This is a genomic window from Janibacter sp. FSL W8-0316 (genome assembly GCF_038004165.1).
GTDB classification, from domain to species: domain Bacteria; phylum Actinomycetota; class Actinomycetes; order Actinomycetales; family Dermatophilaceae; genus Janibacter; species Janibacter indicus.
Genome location: NZ_JBBOQX010000001.1, coordinates 2,753,917 through 2,771,819, shown reverse-complemented (window position 1 = coordinate 2,771,819; position 17,903 = coordinate 2,753,917). Strand labels below are relative to the sequence as shown.

17 protein-coding genes are annotated in these 17,903 nt (G+C 73.1%); 3 read left to right on the top strand and 14 right to left on the bottom strand.

The features are described 5' to 3' along the window. Positions 1-8: 8 nt before the first annotated feature. Positions 9-533: a methylated-DNA--[protein]-cysteine S-methyltransferase gene (locus NYE39_RS13610; RefSeq protein WP_072626089.1), complete on the bottom strand. Its 525-nt coding sequence runs from the start codon at positions 531-533 to the stop codon at positions 9-11. A gap of 79 nt (positions 534-612) precedes the next feature. Here NYE39_RS13610 and NYE39_RS13605 point away from each other — a divergent pair, with 79 nt between their 5' ends. Beyond that, positions 613-1,602, top strand: coding sequence for an NADPH:quinone oxidoreductase family protein (locus NYE39_RS13605; protein WP_341012985.1), 990 nt, complete (start codon positions 613-615; stop codon positions 1,600-1,602). Positions 1,603-1,679: 77 nt separating this feature from the next. Here the strand turns inward: NYE39_RS13605 and pepN are convergent, their stop codons facing one another. Next, positions 1,680-4,157: an aminopeptidase N gene (gene pepN, locus NYE39_RS13600; protein WP_341012984.1), complete on the bottom strand. Its 2,478-nt coding sequence runs from the start codon at positions 4,155-4,157 to the stop codon at positions 1,680-1,682. Between the two features lie 134 nt (positions 4,158-4,291). Between pepN and NYE39_RS13595 the strand changes: the two genes are divergently transcribed. Beyond that, a complete protein-coding gene (locus NYE39_RS13595) occupies positions 4,292-6,610 on the top strand; it encodes a molybdopterin cofactor-binding domain-containing protein (RefSeq protein WP_341012983.1) in 2,319 nt (772 codons plus the stop codon). A 10-nt stretch (positions 6,611-6,620) separates the two neighbouring features. After that, positions 6,621-7,097, top strand: a complete 477-nt coding sequence (locus NYE39_RS13590) for a (2Fe-2S)-binding protein (RefSeq protein WP_072623712.1) — start codon at positions 6,621-6,623, stop codon at positions 7,095-7,097. A 24-nt stretch (positions 7,098-7,121) separates the two neighbouring features. Here NYE39_RS13590 and htpX read toward each other — a convergent pair whose 3' ends face one another. The 12 genes from htpX to NYE39_RS13530 form a co-directional block, all read right to left on the bottom strand. Further along, positions 7,122-7,973 carry a zinc metalloprotease HtpX gene (gene htpX / locus NYE39_RS13585; RefSeq protein ID WP_072623711.1) on the bottom strand — a complete coding sequence of 284 codons (852 nt, stop codon included), beginning with the start codon at positions 7,971-7,973 and terminating at the stop codon, positions 7,122-7,124. A gap of 24 nt (positions 7,974-7,997) precedes the next feature. Beyond that, positions 7,998-9,494, bottom strand: a complete 1,497-nt coding sequence (locus NYE39_RS13580; RefSeq protein ID WP_341012982.1) for a proton-conducting transporter transmembrane domain-containing protein — start codon at positions 9,492-9,494, stop codon at positions 7,998-8,000. Then, on the bottom strand, positions 9,491-10,975 hold the full coding sequence (locus NYE39_RS13575) for a complex I subunit 4 family protein (RefSeq protein ID WP_341012981.1): 1,485 nt from the start codon (positions 10,973-10,975) through the stop codon (positions 9,491-9,493). Before NYE39_RS13575 ends, NYE39_RS13580 begins: the two co-directional genes overlap by 4 nt. Beyond that, positions 10,972-12,816, bottom strand: a complete 1,845-nt coding sequence (locus NYE39_RS13570) for an NADH-quinone oxidoreductase subunit 5 family protein (protein WP_341012980.1) — start codon at positions 12,814-12,816, stop codon at positions 10,972-10,974. Before NYE39_RS13570 ends, NYE39_RS13575 begins: the two co-directional genes overlap by 4 nt. Beyond that, complete coding sequence (nuoK, locus tag NYE39_RS13565; protein ID WP_192911454.1) at positions 12,816-13,115, bottom strand: NADH-quinone oxidoreductase subunit NuoK; 300 nt, start codon at positions 13,113-13,115, stop codon at positions 12,816-12,818. Before nuoK ends, NYE39_RS13570 begins: the two co-directional genes overlap by 1 nt. Further along, on the bottom strand, positions 13,112-13,618 hold the full coding sequence (locus NYE39_RS13560; RefSeq protein ID WP_192911453.1) for an NADH-quinone oxidoreductase subunit J family protein: 507 nt from the start codon (positions 13,616-13,618) through the stop codon (positions 13,112-13,114). Before NYE39_RS13560 ends, nuoK begins: the two co-directional genes overlap by 4 nt. Further along, the gene (locus tag NYE39_RS13555; RefSeq protein WP_084449965.1) at positions 13,615-14,148 is read right to left on the bottom strand and encodes a NuoI/complex I 23 kDa subunit family protein; all 534 of its coding nucleotides are present in this window, start codon (positions 14,146-14,148) and stop codon (positions 13,615-13,617) included. Before NYE39_RS13555 ends, NYE39_RS13560 begins: the two co-directional genes overlap by 4 nt. Continuing rightward, positions 14,145-15,101: an NADH-quinone oxidoreductase subunit NuoH gene (gene nuoH, locus NYE39_RS13550; protein ID WP_341012979.1), complete on the bottom strand. Its 957-nt coding sequence runs from the start codon at positions 15,099-15,101 to the stop codon at positions 14,145-14,147. The genes NYE39_RS13555 and nuoH overlap by 4 nt, the downstream gene beginning before the upstream one ends. Further along, positions 15,098-16,258 carry an ATP-binding protein gene (locus tag NYE39_RS13545; RefSeq protein ID WP_341012978.1) on the bottom strand — a complete coding sequence of 387 codons (1,161 nt, stop codon included), beginning with the start codon at positions 16,256-16,258 and terminating at the stop codon, positions 15,098-15,100. Before NYE39_RS13545 ends, nuoH begins: the two co-directional genes overlap by 4 nt. Before the next feature lie 62 nt (positions 16,259-16,320). Further along, complete coding sequence (locus tag NYE39_RS13540) at positions 16,321-16,845, bottom strand: NADH-quinone oxidoreductase subunit C (protein ID WP_341012977.1); 525 nt, start codon at positions 16,843-16,845, stop codon at positions 16,321-16,323. A 1-nt stretch (position 16,846) separates the two neighbouring features. Continuing rightward, entirely contained in the window at positions 16,847-17,428 is a 582-nt protein-coding gene (locus tag NYE39_RS13535) for an NADH-quinone oxidoreductase subunit B (RefSeq protein WP_072623701.1), read from the bottom strand. A 9-nt stretch (positions 17,429-17,437) separates the two neighbouring features. After that, complete coding sequence (locus tag NYE39_RS13530; protein ID WP_084449960.1) at positions 17,438-17,794, bottom strand: NADH-quinone oxidoreductase subunit A; 357 nt, start codon at positions 17,792-17,794, stop codon at positions 17,438-17,440. Between the last annotated feature and the right edge of the window lie 109 nt (positions 17,795-17,903).

The window sequence follows — 17,903 nt, the reverse complement described above, 5'->3', positions numbered from 1 at the left end:
CCAGTGGCTCAGAAGAGCGCGTCCCGCTCGCCGGCGCTCGGCTCCTCGAGCGCGAGCAGGGTCCGCTTGCGGTCGAGCCCGCCGGCGTAGCCGGTGATCGAGCCGTCCGCACCGATGACCCGGTGGCACGGCACGACGATCGAGATCGGGTTGGCCCCGACGGCGCGGCCGACGGCCTGGGCCGCGCCCCCGGTCTCCCGGGCGAGGTCGCCGTAGGTCACGGTCTGCCCGTAGGGGATCCGCTCGAGCAGCGCCCACACCTGCCGGTGGTGCGTGCCGCCGCGCAGCTCGTAGGCGACGTCGAAGTCCGTGCGCTCCCCCGCGAGGTACTCGCGCAGCTCGTCGGCGAGCGCGGCGAGGAGCGGCTCGTCGCCGAGCTCGACCTGCGGGCCGTGGTCGGCGCCGTCGGGCAGCGTCCAGTGACCCGGGAAGTACAGCCCGACGAGGACCGCACCCCCGCCACCGCTCGCCTCGTCGACGACGGCGGTGAGGTCACCGAGGCTCGTGGGCAGGAGGGCGTGCCGCGTGGTCATGGGGTCGATCATCGTGGAAGTGCTCACACCCTGCAGACGCGCCGGCCCGCCAGCGTGTGAGGTCGGTAGCCTCCGCGACATGACGATCCGCGCATGGCAGGCCCAGCAGCTGGGCGACCCCTCCGAGGTGCTTCGCCTCGTCGACCTGCCGGAGCCGACCCCCGGGCCCGGTCAGGTGCGGGTCGCGGTGCGCGCCAGCGCCGTCAACTTCGCCGACACCCTGATGTGCCGGGGCGAGTACCAGGTGCGGCCGGAGCCTCCCTTCGTCCCGGGGCTGGAGGTCTGCGGCGACGTGCTCGAGGTCGGCGAGGGCGTCACCCACGTCGCCGTCGGCGACCGCGTGCTCGGTGGCACCGCGGTGCCCGCCGGGGGCTTCGCGACGCAGTGCCTCATGGACGCGGCGAGCACCTTCGCCGCGCCGGCCGGGCTCGACGACGCCGCGAGCGCGGCGCTGATGATCAGCTACCAGACCGGCTGGTTCGGCCTGCACCGCCGGGCCCACCTGCGCGAAGGGGAGACCCTCCTCGTCCACGCCGCCTCCGGTGGCGTCGGGTCGGCCGCGGTCCAGCTCGGCCGGGCCGCCGGCGCCCGGGTCATCGGCGTCGTCGGTGGCGCGGACAAGGTGACGATGGCCCGCGAGCTCGGCTGCGACGTCGTCATCGACCGCCGCGAGCAGGACGTCATCGAGACGGTCAAGGAGGTCACCGACGGGCGCGGCGCCGATGTCGTCTACGACCCGGTCGGCGGATCGGCCTTCACGCAGAGCAAGAAGTGCATCGCCTTCGAGGGACGGATCATCGTCGTCGGCTTCGCCAGCGGCCGGGTCCCCGAGCCGCGGCTCAACCACGCAATGGTGAAGAACTACACGATCCTCGGGTTGCACTGGAGCCTCTACCAGCAGCACGACCCGCAGTCGGTGCTCGACGCCCACGCCGAGCTCGTGCGCCTGGCCGACGCCGGTCAGATCGCCCCGCTCGTCGCCGAGACCTACGACTTCGCCGACACCCCGGCCGCACTCGCCCGCCTCGCCGGCGGCTCGAGCACCGGCCGGATCGTCATCACCGCCTGAGACCTTCGCATTGCCCTACGGCAATGCGAACCAAGGCTGCATTGCCGTAGGGCAATGCAGCCTTGGTTCGCCATTCCTCAGGGTCGTGCGGCAGGGAAGGCGCGGCGGGAGGCCAGCGCCTCCTCGAGCTCGGACTGCGCGTCGACGATCGCGCGGCGCACACCCTGGTCGATGTCGGTGCGCGCCAGAGTCGCTCGCGACAGCTCGAGGGTGCGCTCGCTGACGAAGCGTGACGGGTAGGCCATCGTCGCGACGCGGGCGAGGGCGTCCTCGCCCAGCCACGCGCTCATCGGCGGGATGTCGGCGAAGTAGCGCTCGACGTAGGGCTCGACGAGGGACCGGTCGGCCGGCCCCCAGAAGCCCGCAGCGATCGCGACGAGCTCGTGGTTGCTGCGCTCGCGGTTGGTCGTGAGGTCGGCCCAGGCCGCGGCCTTGCCGGCCTCGGTGGGGATCGCGGCGCGGGCGGTGAGCGCCCCGAGCTGACCGGTCATCGTGCGGTCCTGCGCGAGCGCCTCGTCGACCTCGTCGCCGGTCAGGATCCCGCGGCGGGTCAGCTGCCCGATGAGGATCCACCGGAAGTCGGCATCGCCCTCGAGCCCGACAGGCAGGTCACGCCCGTGCGCCCACGGCACGAGGCGCCCCTCGACGTCGTCGGTCGTGCGGGCGACGAGCCGCGCGGCATGCAGCGCGAGCGAGGAGCCCGGCTCGGCCGTGGCGAGCACCTGCTCGCCGACCGCGGTCATCCGGGCCCGGGCGGCGTCCTGCTCCTCCTCGGGCAGCAGCACCCGGATGACGCGGTTGGTCAGGTGCATGCCGGCGCGGGAGAAGATCGAGTCGTTGGTCTCGGTGACGAGTGCGGCCTCGCCGAGGTCGACGAGCAGTCGCGGGTCGACCTGACCGAGCGCGGCGCCGTCGCGCAGGCCGACCCAGATGACCGCCCGCGCCTGCGCATCGGTCATCGCCGGCAGTTCCGTGCGCAGCGCGGCGAGCGACTGCTCGTCGAGCAGCGGAGTGGCCCAGGTGCGGTCGCCGGCATTGGGCAGCACGAGCGGTGCGGTCAGGTCGACGCCCGCGACGGGAGCCGAGTCGGTCTCGAGGGTGAGCGTCGTGCGAGAGCTCTCGACCCCGCCCGAGTAGGTCGCGATGTCGAGGGCGTGCGGGCGCTGCGCGGGGTGGTCGGCCGGCGCCCGTCGGGTCACGGTGCCCGCCGCGCGGTCGACGGCGATCGTGTCGACGCCGGAGGTCTCGAGCCAGGCGGCGCTCCACGCCGCGAGGTCCTGGCCGCTGGCACGGGACATCGCGGCGAGGAACCCGGCGAGCGTGCCGTTGCCGAAGGAGTGCTCGGTCAGGTAGTCGCGGATCCCCTCGAGGAAGGCGTCGTCGCCGATGAACTCGATGAGCTGGCGGATGACGGCCGCGCCCTTGGCGTAGGAGATGCCGTCGAAGTTGGCCAGGGCCGACTTCGCGTCGGGCGCCGGCGACCCGGCGACCGGGTGGGTCGAGGGCGAGCGCTCGGCGCCGTAGCCCCAGGACTTGCGCGACATCGTCGAGTCGACCCAGGCCTCGGTGTACTCGGTCGCCTCGACGAGGCAGCGGTGGGCCATGTACTCGGCGAAGGACTCGTTGAGCCACAGGTCGTCCCACCACTGCGGGCTCACGAGGTCGCCGAACCACATGTGGGCCATCTCGTGGCTGATCGTGTTGGCCCGCGTGAGCAGCTCGTCGCGGCCGACGGCCCCACGGAAGAGGTAGGCGTCGCGGACGACGACGCACCCCGGATTTTCCATCGCGCCGGCGTTGAACTCCGGCACGAAGACCTGGTCGTAGTCGTCGAAGGGGTAGCGGATGCCGAAGATCGAGTGGAAGTAGTCGAAGCTGAGTCGGGTCACCTCGAGCATCTCCGGCGCGTGCTCCTGAAGCTGCTGCCGAAGGGAGCGCCGGGCCCACAGCCCGAGGCGGATGCCGTCGTGCTCGTCGGTCACCGAGACATAGGGACCGGCGCACAGGGCCACGAAGTAGGTCGACAGCGGCCGGGTCTGCGCGAGGTGCCACACCCCGCCGTCGGCGATGGTGCCGGAGCCGTTGCCGATGACCTGCCACTCCGGGGGCGCCTTGACGGACACCGCATAGGGCGCCTTGACGTCCGGCTGGTCGATGCACGCGAAGACCGCCGGGGCGGCGTCGAGGAAGAGGTGGCTGAAGACGTAGTCCTCGCCGTCGGCGGGGTCGGTCGCCCGGTGCAGCCCCTCGCCGTCGTGGCTGTAGGCCATCGTCGCCTCGACCTCGACGACGTGCTCTCCGGCCGTGACCGCCAGCGGCAACCTCCCTTCGCGAAGGGAGGTGACGTCCAGGTCCGCGCCGTCGATGGTCGCGCGGTGCAGGGTCTCGGGCTTGACGTCGACGAAGGTCTGACCGTCGCCGCTCGCGGTGAGGTGGATCCGGGTCACCGACCCGAAGGTCTGCGCCCCCCGGTCGAGGTCGAGCTCGACCTCCATGAGCGACACGGTGAGCAGGTCTGCGCGGGCGACGGCTTCGTCGCGGGTCAGGGAAGGCACACCGGCATCCTGTCACCCCCTTCGCCCGAAGGGGGCGGTCACATGGTGGACGTCGTCGGCTCTCCGGTCGCGACGCTCCAGAGACAGGTGTCTACTGCTCGGTAACGACAACGCCGTCGACCACGGGAGGCACCGTGACCGAAGTCCAGCCCACCCCCGAGAGCACCACATCGGGCCCCAGCCGTCGAGCCTTCATGGGCTATGTCATCGCCGGGGCGACCCTCGTCACCGGGGCCGAGATGAGCACCGGCGCACCCTCCGCCGAGGCGGTGGTCCCCACCCCGCCGCAACCGGCGGAGATCCTCGACCTCAACGACCTGCTCACCCTCGCCGCAGCCCCGACGGCCGCGCTCATCACCGTGACGATCGGCACCGACGGGCGCGCCTCCTTCGCCCTGCCGCGCGCGGAGGTGGGCCAGGGCATCGTCACGTCGACCGCGATGATCATCGCGGAGGAGCTCGACCTGCCCGTCGACCGCGTCGACGTCACCCTGGCGCCGGCCCGCCCGGAGCTGCTCTTCAACCAGCTGACCGGCGGGTCCAACACGACGATCTCCACCTACACGCCGATCCGGATCGCGGCCGCCCTCGCCCGGCAGCAGCTGCTCAAGGCGGCTGCGGCGGCCCTGGGCGCCACGCTCGAGTCCCTGACGATCAAGGCCGGTGTCATCACCGACGCCCTGGGCAATGCGCTGACCTTCGGCGAGCTGTCCAGCAAGGCGGCCGCCACGACGACGACCCGTGCCTCGGTGACCCTCAAGGACGCCTCCGACCGCACCGTCGTCGGCACCCCGCAGGGGCGCACCGACGCCCGGGCCGCGGTGACCGGCACCAAGACCTTCGCCATGGACGTCAAGGTCCCCGACGCGCTGCCGACGATGGTCTGCCGCCCACCGACGCACAACGGTCGGCCGGTCGCCCTGCGCAATGCCGCCGAGATCGAGGCCATGCCCGGCGTCACCGACGTCGTCAAGGTCGCGACCGGCATCGCCGTCCGGGCACGGACCTTCGGTCAGTGCATCGATGCGATCCAGCGGATGGACGTCGAGTGGGAGGGCGGCAAGCTCGCCGGCGAGTCCGACACCACGATCCTCGAGGGCCTGAAGAAGGCCCAGCTGCCGATGCTCACCCCGAAGGTCTCGCTGATCGCCAAGAAGCTCGACGCCTCCTTCACCTTCCACTTCCGCAGCAACTCCTCGCTCGAGCCCAACTGCGCGATCGCAGACGTGCGCTCGGACTCGGCGACGGTCTGGGGCTCGCTGAAGTCACCGGTCGTCGCCCAGGAGAACATCGCACTCGAGCTCGGCCTGCCCGTCTCCAAGGTCAAGGTCCACGTCACCCAGGGCGGTGGCTCCTTCGGGCGCAAGCTCTTCCACGACGCGGCCCTCGAGGCCGCGCGCATCTCCCAGGCGATGGGCAAGCCGGTGCGCCTCATGTGGCACCGGGCCGACGAGCCGCGCCAGGGGCGCCTGCACCCGATGGCGACCTCCCGGATCCGGGCGGCCTACCTCGGCGGCGAGGTCCTCTCCTTCGAGCAGAAGCACACGAGCGTCACGACCGACTTCGGCCACGGCCTCGGCGACATCATCACCAACCACGCGGCCAAGCTGCCCGTCGGCCAGCTGACCTTCGCGCAGACGATCTTCGCGCTCACCCAGGAGCTGCCGTACAACTTCGGCGTGGTGACCCAGTCGCTGCAGGAGACCGACTCCCGCTTCAACACCGGGAGCATGCGACAGATCTACTCCCCCGACGTGCGCTGCGCCAACGAGCTGGTCATCGACGAGCTCGCGCGCAAGATGCGCCTGGACCCGCTGGCCTTCCGGCGCAAGTTCCTCCGGGACAAGCGGGCCGAGGCCGCCCTCGACAAGGTCGCCGAGATCGGCAACTGGGGCCGCTCGATGCCCGAGGGCACGGCGCAGGGCATCGCGATCCACAAGGAGTACAAGGGGGTCACCGCCTGCCTCGTCGAGATCGACTGCCGTCCCGAGACCGTGGGCCGCACGATCCGCGATGCCGTCACGGGCCCGCGCGTCACCAAGGTCGTCTTCGCCGTCGACGCCGGCCTCGTCATCAACCCCACGGGCATCGAGGCCCAGATGCTCGGCGGGGTCATGGACGGCATCGGGCTGGCGCTCACCTCCAGCTGCCACCTCGACGAGGGGCACTTCCTCGAGGCCAGCTGGGACAACTACTTCTACACCCGGCAGTGGAACGTCCCCCCGGAGATCACCGTCGAGATCATGCCCTCGGACTCGGAGCAGCCGGGCGGCGCCGGGGAGGCGGGCGTCGCGTCGAGCTTCGCCGCGATCGCGTGCGCCTACGCCCGGGCGACCGGCCGGATGCCCACCGAGTTCCCCATCAACCACGCCGACCCGATCACCTTCGACGTCAAGAGCTTCGTGCCGTCGGCGCCGCAGTCGCCGACCGACGGCCTCGACCACACCCGCTGAGGAGCCCGCCATGCCCAGTCACACCTTCGTCCTCAACGGCGAGAAGGTCACCGTCGACGTCGAGCCCGGCGTGCGTCTGCTGTGGGTCCTGCGGGACGTGCTCGGGGTGACCGGCCCCAAGTACGGCTGCGGGATCAACGTCTGCAAGGCGTGCACGTCGCACATCAACGGCAAGGCCTTCAACCCCTGCGCCGTCCCGGTCGACCAGATCAAGGAGACCGACGAGGTCACGACGATCGAGGGACTCGCCGACACCGTCGACGGCGATCTGCACCCCATGCAGGAGGCCTGGATCGAGCACGACGTCGCGCAGTGCGGCTACTGCCAGCCGGGCCAGATCATGGCCGCGGTCGCCCTCGTGCGCAAGGTCCAGCGTGAGGGCCGCGCGGTCACCGAGGCCGACCTCGACACGATCCGCAATGTCTGCCGGTGCGGGACCTACCCGCGCATCCGCGACGCGATCAAGGACGGCGCGCAGCGGATGTGACCCTCCGGTCGCGTCCCCGGCGGGTCACCGCAGGTGGTGTCCCCCGGCCATGCGCTCGAGCCGGGCGATCCGCTCGGCCATCGGCGGGTGCGTCGACAGCAGCTTGGAGACGTCGGCCGCCCGGAAGGGGTTGGCGATCATCATGTGGCTGGCATTTTGCACCTGGGGCGTCGGCTCGAGCGGTGCCGCCTGGACCCCGCGCTCGAGCTTGCGCAGCGCCGAGGCGAGGGCCAGCGGGTCTCCGGTGAGCGCGGCGCCGTCCTCGTCGGCGTCGTACTCGCGGGTGCGCGAGATCGACATCTGGATGACCATCGCGGCGATCGGCGCGAGCAGGGCGATGGCGATCGCCGCAATGGGGTTGCGGTCACGGTCGCCGAACCACAGCGCGATCGAGGCGACCGAGGAGATGACACCGGCGATGGCCGCGGCGATCGAGCCGGTGAGGATGTCGCGGTTGTAGACGTGCATGAGCTCGTGGCCGAGGACGCCGCGCAGCTCGCGCTCGTCGAGGATCTGCAGGATGCCCTCGGTGCAGCACACCGCGGCATTGGCCGGGTTGCGTCCGGTGGCGAAGGCATTGGGCGCCGCCGTCGGGCTGACGTACAGGCGCGGCATCGGCTGGCCGGCGCGCTGGCTCAGCTCCTGCACGATGCGGTACATCTGCGGGTACTGCTGCGGGTCGGCCGGCTGGGCCCGCATCGAGCGGATCGCCAGCTTGTCGGAGTTCCAGTAGGAGTAGGCCGTCATGCCCACACCCAGCAGGGCGAAGACCCACACGTAGCGGGCCCCGCCGATGGCGTAGCCGACGAGGACGAGGAGACCGATGATGCCGCCGAAGAGCGCGGCGGTCTTCAGCCCGTTGAAGTGGTTGTGCATGTCACGACCAACGCCGGGAGGGGGTCACGGCGTTCCCGTTCCCAGCAACATCACAGGGAAGACGGTCGCGGCGAGCAGGACCAGGCCCGTGACGACGGCCAGGGCGCTCGCCGCCCGCTCGGTGCGCTCTGGAGGGGTGGCCACCTCCGGCGGCAGGAGGATCAGCGCGACCCACCGCAGGTAGACGGCCAGCCCGATGACGGCGGCGACGACGGCCGGCAGCGCCACCCACCACAGGCCGCCCTCGGCGAGCGGGCGCAGCGCGAGCACCTTGGCGAGGAGCCCGGCGACCCCCGGAGGCAGCCCGGCGAGGGTGAGCAGCGCGAGGGTCAGCACCGCGGCGTGCACGGGCCGACGGCGCAGCAGACCTCGGTCGTCCTCGAGGCGGCGGGCCCCGTCGGTGGACAGCGCCGCGACGACGGCGAGCGCGGCGACGACCGCGACGACGTAGACGGCGAGGTAACCGACGGCGGCCGCGGTGTCGCCGGCCACGAGCGGGGCGAGGACCCACCCGCCCTGGGTGACGCCGGACCACGCGATGAGCCGAAGGGGGTCCTGCGCCCCGAGCGCGAGCACGGCGCCGCCGATCATCGAGACCACGGCGAGGACGCCGAAGGCGGGGATCGCGGCATCGCGCACGCTGGCCGCACCGTCGGCGACGGCGACGAGCGCGGCCGCGGCCGCGACGGTGGAGACGCCGGCGAGGAGCATCGTCACCTCGAGCCCGGCCCGTGGGTAGGTCGCGGGGGCCCAGGCGTGGAAGGGCACGAGCGAGAGCTTGAAGCCGACCGCTGCGAGGAGCATGACGACCCCGAGCGTGAGGATCGCGCGGGAGCCGTCGTCTTGGCCCGCGGCCCAGGAGGCGACCCCACCGAGGCGCAGGCTGCCGGTCGCGGTGACCCACAAACCGCACCCGAGGACCGCGACGGCGAAGGAGACCACCGAGGTCGTCACGAGCTGCATCGCGCCGCTGTCGCGGCCGCCGCGCAAGACCGCGAGCGCGACGATCGGCAGGGTGGCCAGCTCGAGACCGACGAGCCAGGTGCCGAAGTCGTGGGCCACCGCGACGGCGCTGGCGCCGGTCACGGTCGCGAGGAGCAGCGCCACCTCGACCCCCGGGTCGGGCCGGTGAGTCCGGTCGTCGTCCTGCGAGGGCACGCCGCGCTCGCGTGCGAGCAGGACGAGGACGACCAGCCCGGCCGCGGCGGCCAAGGCCTGCAGCAGCGCCCCGGACTGACTGACGCGCAGCAGGCCCTCGCTGGCCACCATCCCGGGCGGCGCGGTGACCGCGAGGGCGGGGTCGCCGGGCAGGCACAGGGTGGAGATCTCACCCCCACCGGACGCCCGCACCCGCAGCCAGATCGCCGAGGCGAGGGAGAGCAGGAGCGCGAGCGCGGCGAGCAGTGGCGCCGGCAGCCGCCGACGGGGGGCCACGACGTCGACCGCCAGGACGGCGATCGCCCCGAGCGCGGGCGCGAGGACGGGCGCGGCGACGGCGACGTCGAGCTGCGGCGCGCTCATCGGGTCACCACCGCGCCCAGAGCAGGATCGGTCACGGCGAGGACGAGACCGGGGGCGACGCCGAGGGCGACGACGACCAGCGCGAGGACCGCGCCGGGGACGAGCTCGCTGCGGGCGAGCTCTGCGCGGCTCGTCGCGGGTCGATCGGCGTCGTCGCTGCCCTCGCCGAGCCAGACGAGCCGGGCGACCCGCAGCGAGTAGGCGGCGGCAAGGGCTGCGCCGACGGCGGCGACGACGGCACAGCCGACGAAGAGCGGGACCGGGCGCCCGTCGGCCGGTGACAGCGCGGCCACGACCGCGACGGTCTCGCCCCAGAAGCCCGCGAGCCCCGGCAGCCCGAGCCCGGCGGCCAGTCCGGTGAGCAGCAGCAGCCCGGTGACCGGCGCCTGCTCGCGAAGGGGGGACCGCGCCGTGCCGAGGCCGTCGTCGCCCCAGCGGTGCTTGAGCCCGCCGACGACGAGGAAGAGCAGGGCCGAGATCACCCCGTGCGCGAGGTTGGCGTAGAGGGCGGCCGCCACGCCGGTCGCGCTGCCGGTGGCCAGCGCCAGCGCGACGAAGCCCATGTGCGCGATCGACGACCAGGCAATGAGCCGCTTGAGCTCGCGCTCGACGAGGCAGACGAGCCCACCCCAGATGATGCCGACCGTCCCGCACACGGCCAGGACGGGCGCGACCCGGGCGAAGCCCTCGGGCACGGTCGCGAGCGGCAGCCGGACCAGACCGTAGGTACCCATCTTGAGCAGGACGGCGGCCAGGACCATCGACCCGGCGGTCGGTGCCGTCGTGTGGGCCATCGGCAGCCAGGAGTGGAGCGGCCACACGGGGACCTTGATCGCCAGGCCGAGGGTGAGCAGCACCGCGACGGTCACCTGCACCCCGGTGCCGAGCCCCTGCCCGCGACCGGCGCCGAGGGCGACGAGGTCGCCGGTGCCGGCGCGAGACACGAGGAGCAGCACCCCGAGGAGCATGAGGGTCGAGCCGAGCCCGGTGTAGAGGACGAAGCGTGCCCCGGCCTCGCGACGGGCGGCCGGGTCACGGTCGTCGCCGAAGCGGGTGATGAGCACCCACATCGGCACGAGCACGAGCTCGAAGGCGACGACGAAGAGCAGCGCGTCGCGGGCGGCGAAGGTCCCCACGGCACCGGCGAGCGTGATGAGCAGTGCACCGACGAAGGTCGCCGCGCTGCCCCCTCGTGGGGTGTCGGCGAGCACGGTCGAGCAGGCCGCGGCGGTGACGCCGGCGGCGAGGAGCGCGAGCGGGCCGCTGATGCCGTCGAGGGCGAGGTGGACCCGCAGGTCGAGGGCCGGCAGCCACGGGATGTCGATCACGGCGCCGCTGCCCCACGCGACGGCGACGAGCGCTGCGGTGACGAGCGACCCGGCGAGTCCGACGCGGGAGGCGACGCGGCCGGACAGCTCGGTGCCGGCGCCGAGGAGGACGGCACCGACGAGGAGCGGCAGGACGCAGGCGAGGCCGATCACGAGTCCCCCAGCAGGACGATGCCGGTGACGACGGCGACGAGCAGCACGCCGCCACCGAGCAGGGCCAGGCCGTTGGCCGGGCGGGCCCGGCGGTGCGCCTCGGTGCCCAGGCCGCTCGCCCCGAGGACACCCCAGGCCGCGGCGCGCACATAGGTGTCGACGACACCGCGGTCGAGGAAGGCGACGAGCTCGCCCAGCGCGGTCACCGGGCGCACGACGAGCGCGCGCTGGGCCCGGTCGACGCCGAGCCCCCTGCCGACGTGGCGCCCGGGGGCACCGGCGACGAGCCGCTGCTGCCAGCCGGTGTGGTGCAGCCCCCAGCCGATGGCGATGCCGACGAGGACGAGGAGCAGCACGACGACGAAGAGCGCGAGCGGCACGTGCCCGGCGTCGGGCAGGCGCGGGCCGAGGGCCAGTCCGCCGAGGACGCTCGCGACCGCGAGGACGACGAGGATCCCGGCGACGGCTGTCGGCATGACCGCCCGCTCGCGCACCCGCCCCGCGTCGCCGAGGGTGACGACGAGCAGGGCCCGGGTGGCGTACGCGGCGGTCACCACGGCCGTGCTGAGCAGGGAGACCAGGACCAGTCCGGCGACCGGGCCCTGCTCCCCCACGCCCTCGCCGACCGCGGCGACGACGTGCTCCTTGGTCAGGCCACCGAGGACGAGCGGGATGCCGGCGAGCGAGCCGAGACCGGCGGCCCACGCGCCGAGGGCGACCGGGTGGGCGCGGCCGCTGCCGGCGAGCGCGCTCGCGGCGGTCGAGCCGCGGGTGCTCGCGAGCCAGCCGACGGTGAGGAAGAGCAGCGCCTTGAAGATCGCGTGGCCGTAGAGGTGGCCGAGCGCGGCTCCCGAGGCGGGTCCGGACCCGGCCGCGGCGAGGGGCGCGAGCATGACGCCGACCTGGCTGATCGTCGACCAGGCGAGCAGCCGCTTGAGGTCGGGCTCGACGAGCGCGCACACCGCCGCGAGGAGCATCGTCACGGCGACCGACAGCCCGAGGAGGGTGCGGGCGGGGTCGGAGAGCAGGAGCACCGGCAGCAGCTGGGTCAGCACGACCGTGCCCGCGGCGACCATCGTCGCGGCGTGGATGAGGGCGGAGGCGGGGGTGGGGCCCTCCATCGCCTCGAGGAGCCAGTGGTGGAAGGGCAGCTGCGCGGACTTGCCGAGCACGCCGATGACGACGAGCACGAGGGCGATCGACCTGGTGCCCGGGTCGGCCGCGGCGGAGGTCCAGTGGTCGATGACCTCGGCCCGCGCGCTCGTTCCGGCACCGGCGACGAGCACCGCGGTGCCGAGGAGCAGCCCGATGTCGGCCACCCGGGTGACCATGAAGGCCGCGTGCGCCGCCCGCCGCGGCTGCGGCCGGCGGGACCAGTGCCCGATGAGCAGGTAGGAGCACCAGCCCATGACCTCCCAGCCGACGACGGTGAGCAGCAGGTCGGCGGAGAGGACGACGAGGACCATCGCCGCGCTGAAGAGCGCCACGGTCGCGTGGAAGACCCCGCGCCGGTCGTCGTCGGCGAGGTACCAGGCCGCATAGGTCTGCACGAGCGCGGTGACCAGGGCGACGACGAGGACGAGGAAGGCGCTCGTCGGTGACAGCGCGACGGCGAGCGGCAGGTCGAGATCGCCCATGACCAGCCCGGGTCCGCTCGCGAGCTCCTCGGCGAAGGGGGCGCCGCTCACCGCCGCCGGTGCGCCGGCGAGTGCGATGACCGACAGCACGAGCGTCGCGACGGCCCCGGCGACCCCGGCGAGCGCCGCGAGCGGGCCGCTGCGGGCAACGAGGAAGATCAGGACCGCCGCGGCGCAGGGCAGTGCGACAAGGGACCAGGCCATCACTCGGCGTCCTCGGCGAGGTCGATGTGGCCGCGTCGCCGGTAGGCGGCGACGATCACGGCGAGCGCCACGACGACCTCGGCCGCCGCGATGGTGATGACGAAGAGGGTGAGCACCTGCCCGGACCAGCTCGGGTCGGGGCCGAGGGCCCCGGCGGTGACGAGGAGCAGTCCGCCGCCGGCGAGGAGCAGCTCGGCGCCGACGAGGACGAGCACGGCATTGCGGCGGGCGAGCACGCCGTAGAGGCCGAGCGCGACGAGGACGCTGGCGAGCGCGTAGGGGCCGGCGGCGTGGATCATCGCTCCTCCCGCTCGGAGGTCAGCCCGGAGACGGCGAAGGCCCCGACGAGGGCGGCGAGCAGCAGCAGCGAGAGCAGCTCGAAGGGCCACACCCACGTCGAGAAGATCTGCCGGGCCAGCTCCTCGCTGCCTCCCGGGCGCACCTGCGTGCGGGTCGCGGTCGGCAGCAGCACCGCCGCGACGAGCCCGCCGGTGCCGGCGCCGACGAGGGCCGCGAGCGCCCGGTGGGCGCGGCTGGTCGAGTGCTCGGTGCGGCGCCCGATCGGGGCGCGGGTCAGCATGAGCGCGACGATGACGAGGACGACGACCGCGCCGACGTAGACGAGCACCTGCACGAGCGCGACGAGCTCGGCGCCGAGCACGAGGTAGCACCCGGCGAGACCGAGGAGGGCGACGACGAGCCACAGCGCCGCGTGGACGACCTGCCGGGTGGTCACCGCGAGCGCGGCGGCGGCCGCGGTGATCAGCCCGGTCGTGGCGAAGGCGAGGTCGAGCCCGGTCATCGGCGACCCTTGCGGGCGGGCTTGTTGGCGGCCGCCACCTCGGGGGCCTCGGCGGCGCCCGGGTCGAGCTCGGGCGGTGCCGGCACGTCGGCGGCCCACTGCCCGAGGCGCTCCTTGTCGTGGAGCAGGTCGCGGATGTCGGTCTCGGCGTACTCGAACTGCGGGCTCCAGAAGAGCGCGTCGAAGGGGCAGACCTCGATGCAGATGCCGCAGTACATGCACAGCGAAAAATCGATGTCGAAGCGGTCGAGGACATTGCGCTGACGGGCGCGCCCCCCACCACCAGGAGGGACCTCCGCGACGGTTTCTTTGTGCGAGTCGATGTGGATGCACCAGTCGGGGCACTCGCGGGCGCAGAGCATGCACGAGGTGCAGTTGCTCTCGACGAGAGCGATGACGCCCCGGGAGCGGGCCGGCAGCTCCGGTGCGACGTCGGGGTACTCGGCGGTGTGCGGCGGGCGCATCATCTGCCGGGCGGTCGTCGCCATGCCCTTGACGAGCCCGGGGACGAGGCTGCGGTCGTTGCTCATGCGGTCATCACCACTCCCACGGCGGTCAGGGCGAGCTGGGCCAGGGCCAGCGGGACGAGGACGGTCCAGGCGAGTCGCTGCAGCTGGTCCTCGCGCAGCCGCGGCCAGGACACCCGCATCCAGATGATGAGCAGGACGACGAGCCCGCCCTTGAGCAGGGTCCACAGCCAGCCGAGGTGGTCGGCGAAGGGCCCCTGCCAGCCGCCGAGGAAGAGGATGCCGAAGAGCAGCCCCATGACGACCATGCCGGCGTATTCGGCGAGCATGAAGAAGGCGAAGCGCAGCCCGGTGTACTCGGTCCACGGCCCCATGACGACCTCGCTGTCGGCGATGGGTGCGTCGAAGGGGGGACGCTGCAGCTCCGCGGTCGCGGCCACGACGAAGACGATCGCGCCGGGCAGCTGCCACAGCAGCCACCACGGGGACCAGGCCTCGACGACCCCGGCGAGGGAGAGCGTGCCGGCGGCCATCGCCACCGACGCCACGGAGAGCACGAGCGGCAGCTCGTAGGCGAGCAGCTGGGCGGCCGAGCGCATCCCGCCGACCAGGGCGTACTTGTTGGCGCTGGCCCAGCCGGCCATGAGGGTGCCGAGCACCCCGACCCCGGTGACCGCGAGGACGAGCAGGACGCTGCCGGGCACCGCGGCCCCGGCGACACCGGGGTGGATCGGCAGCAGCGCCATGGCGATGACGTAGGGCACGAGCGCGATCGCCGGGGCGAGGCGGAAGACGGCCCGGTCGGCGGCCGCGGGGGTGATGTCCTCCTTCTGAACGAACTTCACCCCGTCGGCGACCAGCTGCGCCCAGCCGTGGAAGCCGCCGGCGTACATCGGGCCGAGCCGACCCTGCATGTGGGCCATGACCTTGTGCTCGGTCTGGCCGGCGACGAGCGGGAGCACGAGCACGGCGGCGAGCGCCGCGAGCGAGCGCAGGGTGACCTCGAGCAGGCTCATCGGCTCCTCCCTTCGTCCACATCGGCACTCTCTCGCACGAAGTCGCGGAACCCGGGGACGGTGAAGCTCAGCAGGCCGTGTCCTGCGACCTCGACGAGTCCTTTGTCCATGAGGGAGCGCCGAGCCATACCAAGGGATCCGGTGGTCACGCCGAGGGTGGCGGCGATGTCCCCACGCCGGACGACGGGCTCGTCGGCACCGGCCATGGCGGTCAGGAAGCGTTGCTCCGAGGGTGATGCCTTGGACCACCGGCTGCGGTAGAGCGCGTCGAGGTCCTCGGCGATCCCGGCCCGGGCCGAGTCGACGTGGTCGACGGTGAGGACCGCGCCCGCGTCCGGCCGCCCGGCCGCCCGCCACACCCCGTCGGCGTGGAGCTGCACGAAGTAGGGATATCCCTGGGTGCGCTGGACGACCTCGGTGACCGCTGCCGTCTCCCACGAGACCCCGAGTGCTGTGGCGGGCGCGGTGACGGCCTCGCGTGTCGCTGCTTCGTCGAGCGAGCCGAGCTGCCGGTAGGCGAAGCGCTCGGCGAAGCTGGCGGCGTCGGTGACCACGTCCTCGGTGTGCCCGAGCCCCGCGCAGACCAGCGCGATCGGCACGCCCTCGGGCTCGGCCTGCAGGTGCTGCCAGGCATAGGCGAGGGCTTGGATCCCGTCTCGGTCCGCGGCCTGCAGCTCGTCGACGAAGATCACGGCGCCCGCCGCGGCGTCGTCGAGCACCTCGCGGGCGGTGGCTCGGAGCAGGTCCTCGAGCCGGCGCACGACCGTGGGGCCCTCACCCGGCGCGAAGGTGGCCTCCACCTTGGCCCCGGGGAGCCCGACGCTCACGCCGATCTCGCGCAGCCGTGAGGCCACCATGTGAGGCTGCCAGCGCAGGGGGCCGAGCCCCAGTGCCTCGACGAGCGATGCCAGCAGGTCACCGTGCCCAGCCGTCACGAAGACGGTGGCGTGACCGGCGGTCTGCGCCTGACGCTGGGCCTCGCGCAGCAGGGAGGTCTTGCCGACCCCGCGCGGCCCCACGAAGACGTGGACCCGACCGGCGAGCCGACGCCGGGCGGACATGGCAGCCAGGAGATCCGCCACCCGGTCGAGATGGTCCGCGCGCCCGGGGACGTCGTGCGCGATCTCCCCCGGGGTGTAGGGACTCGGCTGGGCCATGGCTGGACCTTACAGGTCTTTACAGTTGGGCGAACTGTAAAGACCTGTCCTCGTCAGCGTGCTCATCCCTGCCCCCACTCGGGCCCGGGCACGCCGGGCGCGGTGACCCGGCGCCGGCTCGGCGACTTGCTCGAGTGGCCCTCGCCCGGCTCCTTGCCGCCGGGCCAGGGGCGGGTGGCGCGGGAGGCCAGGACGAAGGACTTGCGCAGCGGCGTCCCCTCGAAGCCGTCGGGCAGCAGCAGCGGCCGCAGCCCCAGCCCGGTGCCGTCGACGAAACCGTCGAAGTCCTGGCCGAACATCTCGTGCGTCTCGCGCTCGTGCCACGCCGCACCGGCGAAGACGCCGGTGATGCTGTGCACGCTCTCGCCCAGCGGCACCCGGGTGCGCAGCAGCGCGGTGCGCTGGTCGCGCTCGGGCGTCGGTCGCGGGTCGATGAGGTGGCAGACGATGTCGAGACCGGGGTGGTCCTCGCGGTCGGTCTCGTCGACGGCGCTCAGCCAGTCGAAGAAGGTGTAGCCGCGGTCGCGGGCGTCGCGCACGGCCCGCAGCCACTCCGGCGGCGTCACGGCGAGGTCCTCCTGGGGCACGTCACGCTCCCTTCGTCGGGCGTCGCAGCAGGCCACGACGCACCTCACCGGCGCCGGCGGACCGGTGGCCGGCGTAGCGGGCGCGCAGACCGGGCGTCGACAAGGACTCGGCGGCGATGCGGTCCTGGAGGGTGAGGATCCCGTGGAGCAGGGCCTCGGGTCGCGGCGGGCAGCCGGGGACGTAGACGTCGACCGGGACGAGCTGGTCGACGCCCTTGGTCACCGAGTAGGAGTCCCAGTAGGGGCCGCCGGAGTTGGAGCAGGCACCGAAGGAGATGACGTACTTGGGCTCGGGCATCTGGTCGTGCAGCCGGCGGATCGCCGGCGCCATCTTGTCGGTCACCGTGCCGGAGACGACCATGAGGTCGGCCTGCCGCGGGCCGGGGGCGAAGGGGATGACCCCGAGCCGGATGAAGTCGTGCCGGGCCATCGACGCTGCGATGAACTCGATGGCGCAGCAGGCCAGCCCGAAGTTGAAGACCCACAGGGAGTAGCGCCGGCCCCAGTTGAGGACGACCTTCATCGGCTTGGGCGCGTGGGCGCCCACGGGGCCCACGCGGGGCATCGGCAGGTCGGTGGTCATCGGGTCACCTCACGTCCACCGCAGCAGCCCGCGCCGCAGCGCGTGGGCCAGGCCGAGGAGCACGACCCCGATGAAGATCGCCACCTCGAGCAGGCTCACCGGGCCGAGGTCGGTGCGCAGCACGAGTGCCCAGGGGAAGAGGTAGACCGCGTCGACGGCGAAGATCACGTAGAGGAAGGCGTAGGCGAGGTAGCGCACCCGGGTCTGCGCCCAGTCCTGCCCGACGGGGTCGACGCCGGACTCGTAGGTCGTCAGCTTGGCGCGGGTCGGGGCGGCCGGGGCGAGCAGCCGCCGGGCGGTGTAGGCCGCGACGACGAGCAGCACACCCACGACGAGGGTGCCGGCGACGACGAGGTATCCATCCACGTCCCGCACCCTATCCGCGCCGCCCGTCGAGAGAGCGGACCCCAAAGCCCCCAAAGCGTCGGCGGGCCCCCTAGGTTCACTCCCACACCGGCGGGCGACGGCGCCCGCC